Genomic DNA, 3345 nt, shown 5'->3' with positions numbered 1-3345 from the left:
CCTTGAGAGAAGTTCTTTGACATGATGGGAGAGAGAAAAACAAAGACATTATAAGGTAAGACTGCCTGGAATTTATTCCGGTGCAGCCCAAGAAGCGGGCCGGCGGTCTCAGGACCACCGGCGAGAACGCAGAGAAGGGCGCATGGGGGATGCCTAGGCTCTCAGAGGCGATGAAGGACGCGACAAGCTGCGAAAAGCCGCGGGGATCGGCACATACGATGTGATCCGCGGATATCCGAATGGGGCAACCCGCCGTGTTGAAGACGCGGCACCCGAAAGGGGGCGAACCCGGGGAACTGAAACATCTAAGTACCCGGAGGAAGAGAAAATAACAATGATTCCGCAAGTAGTGGCGAGCGAACGCGGAAGAGCCCAAACCGCCCCTGTCACGGCAGGAGCGGGGTTGTAGGACCACGGTGTGGGACCTGCTGTTTGAAGCGTAACAGACTGGGAAGTCTGGCCGGAGAAGGTGACAGCCCTTTGCGCGTAAGGACACAGGCCCTAGTGGTATCCTGAGTAGGGCGGGACCGGAGAAATCCCGCCTGAATCCAGCGGCACCATCCGCTAAGGCTAAATACTCCTGAGAGACCGATAGTGAACCAGTACCGTGAGGGAAAGGTGAAAAGTACCCCGAATAGGGGGGTGAAACAGATCCTGAAACCATGCGCCTACAAGCGGTCGGAGCCCCTTCGTGGGGTGACGGCGTGCCTTTTGCATAATGAGCCTACGAGTTACTCCTCTCTGGCAAGGTTAAGCCTCTCAAGGGGCGGAGCCGCAGCGAAAGCGAGTCTGAACAGGGCGCACAGTCAGAGGGGGTAGACGCGAAACTTTGTGATCTACCCATGGGCAGGATGAAGGTTGGGTAAAACCAACTGGAGGTCCGAACCAGTTTACGTTGAAAAGTATTTGGATGACCTGTGGGTAGGGGTGAAAGGCCAATCAAACTGAGAAATAGCTCGTACTCCCCGAAATGCCTTTAGGGGCAGCGTCGCGGTCGAGTCATATGGAGGTAGAGCTACCGATAGGACTAGGGGGAGTCAAATCCTACCGAATCCTGACGAACTCCGAATGCCATTTGATATACGCGGCAGTGAGGCGCGGGGTGCTAAGGTCCCGCGCCGAGAGGGAAAGAACCCAGACCGCCAGCTAAGGTCCCTAAATTCGCGCTAAGTTGAACAAAGGGGGTCCAGTTGCACAGACAGCCAGGATGTTGGCTTGGAAGCAGCCACTCATTTAAAGAGTGCGTAACAGCTCACTGGTCGAGCGACAGGGCATCGATAATAATCGGGCATCAAGCGTGGTACCGAAGCTGCGGATTATAGATTATTCTATACTGGTAGGGGAGCATTCCAAGGGCGACGAAGGTCTGGCGGCAAGCCGGGCTGGAGCGCTTGGAAAAGCAAATGTAGGCATAAGTAACGATAATGCGGGCGAGAAACCCGCACACCGAAAGACCCAGGTTTCCTGATCAACGCTAATCGGATCAGGGTTAGTCGGGACCTAAGGCCGAGGCGAAAGCGCAGGTCGATGGACAGCTGGTTAATATTCCAGCACCGGCTATGCATAGCGATGCGGTGACGGAGAAGTGAAAGGACCGCGCACTGACGGAATAGTGCGTTGAAGGCCGTAGGTAGTGGCCCGGTAGTGAAGTACGCCGGGCTAGCTGAAAGCCGATAGTACCCCAAGGCCTCGGCCGCGGGGATAGCGTCCCTAAGCAGGCTCCCTAGAAAACCCGCTAAGCGTTTAAATGCATGGCCGCCCGTACCGCAAACCGACACAGGTGGTCGAGGAGAGAATCCTAAGGTGCTCGAGTGAATCACGGCCAAGGAACTCGGCAAAATGGCCCTGTAACTTCGGGAGAAGGGGCGCTTCCTCTGGGCAACCAGAGAAGCCGCAGTGAAAAGGCCCAGGCGACTGTTTAACAAAAACACATGGCTTTGCCAAATCGAGAGATGACGTATAAGGCCTGACACCTGCCCGGTGCCGGAAGGTTAAGAGGGGGGGTTAGCCGCAAGGCGAAGCTCTGAATCGAAGCCCCGGTAAACGGCGGCCGTAACTATAACGGTCCTAAGGTAGCGAAATTCCTTGTCGGGTAAGTTCCGACCTGCACGAATGGTGTAACGATCTGGGCGCTGTCTCAGCCGTGAGCTCGGTGAAATTGTAGTCTCGGTGAAGATGCCGAGTACCCGCAACGGGACGGAAAGACCCCATGAACCTTTACTATAGCTTAGCATTGACGCTGGGTAACTCATGTGTAGGATAGGCCGGAGAATGCGAAGCGGCGTCGCCAGGCGTCGTGGATTCTTCCTTGAAATACGGCCCTTGAGTTGCTTGGCGCCTAACTCCACAGAGTGGAGGACCGTGCTTGGTGGGTAGTTTGACTGGGGTGGTCGCCTCCAAAACAATAACGGAGGCTTTCAAAGGTTCCCTCAGCACGCTTGGTAACCGTGCGCAGAGCGCAATAGCAGAAGGGAGCTTGACTGTGAGGCCCACAAGCCGAGCAGGGCCGAAAGGCGGATATAGTGATCCGGTGGTTCCGCATGGAAGGGCCATCGCTCAAAGGATAAAAGGTACTCTGGGGATAACAGGCTGATCTCCCCCAAGAGCTCATATCGACGGGGAGGTTTGGCACCTCGATGTCGGCTCGTCACGTCCTGGGGCTGGAGAAGGTCCCAAGGGTTCGGCTGTTCGCCGATTAAAGTGGCACGCGAGCTGGGTTCAGAACGTCGTGAGACAGTTCGGTCCCTATCTGTTGTGGGCGTCGGAGATTTGAGGGGTTCTGTCCTTAGTACGAGAGGACCGGGATGGACGAGCCTCTGGTGGACCTGTTGTGGCGCCAGCCGCAGCGCAGGGTAGCTACGCTCGGACGGGATAAGCGCTGAAAGCATCTAAGTGCGAAACCCGCCCCAAGATGAGATCTCCCTTAAGGGCCGTCAGAGACGATGACGTTGATAGGCCGCAGGTGTAAAGTCAGAGATGGCAAAGCCGAGCGGTACTAATTGCCCGAGCGCGTTCTCAAAGCACGCACAGTGCTAGCCGGCCACGTGCCGGCCCGCCCCTTGGCCCTACAAGCGTCCGAAGGCTTTTTCTCTCCCAACAAGTCAAAACAACTTACACACAGCCATCAAGCTCGCATAACAGCCGAGCGAAGAGAATGGCGGCTATGGCGCCGGTGAGCACCTCTTCCCATCCCGAACAGAGAAGTTAAGCCCGGCTGCGCCGATGGTACTGGGGTCACACCCGGGAGAGTAGGTGGCCGCCAACCCCAACAACGCACGGCCCCTGATTCGCAAGAGTCAGGGGCCGTACGCGTTTAATACCCCCCACCGCAATGAAGGGGAAGGC

2 rRNA genes are annotated in these 3345 nt (G+C 56.7%); both read left to right on the top strand.

Annotated features, from left to right (window positions below):
- Window positions 1–122 precede the first annotated feature (122 nt).
- Window positions 123–3019, top strand: a 23S ribosomal RNA gene (locus BW972_RS19395).
- Between the two features lie 134 nt (window positions 3020–3153).
- Window positions 3154–3265, top strand: a 5S ribosomal RNA gene (gene rrf, locus BW972_RS19390).
- Window positions 3266–3345: the final 80 nt, after the last annotated feature.

The organism is Pontibacter lucknowensis (genome assembly GCF_900156415.1).
Classification (GTDB): Bacteria; Bacteroidota; Bacteroidia; order Cytophagales; family Hymenobacteraceae; genus Pontibacter; species Pontibacter lucknowensis.
The sequence above is the reverse complement of the archived record's forward strand: the minus strand, read 5'-3'. Positions and strand labels throughout refer to the sequence as shown.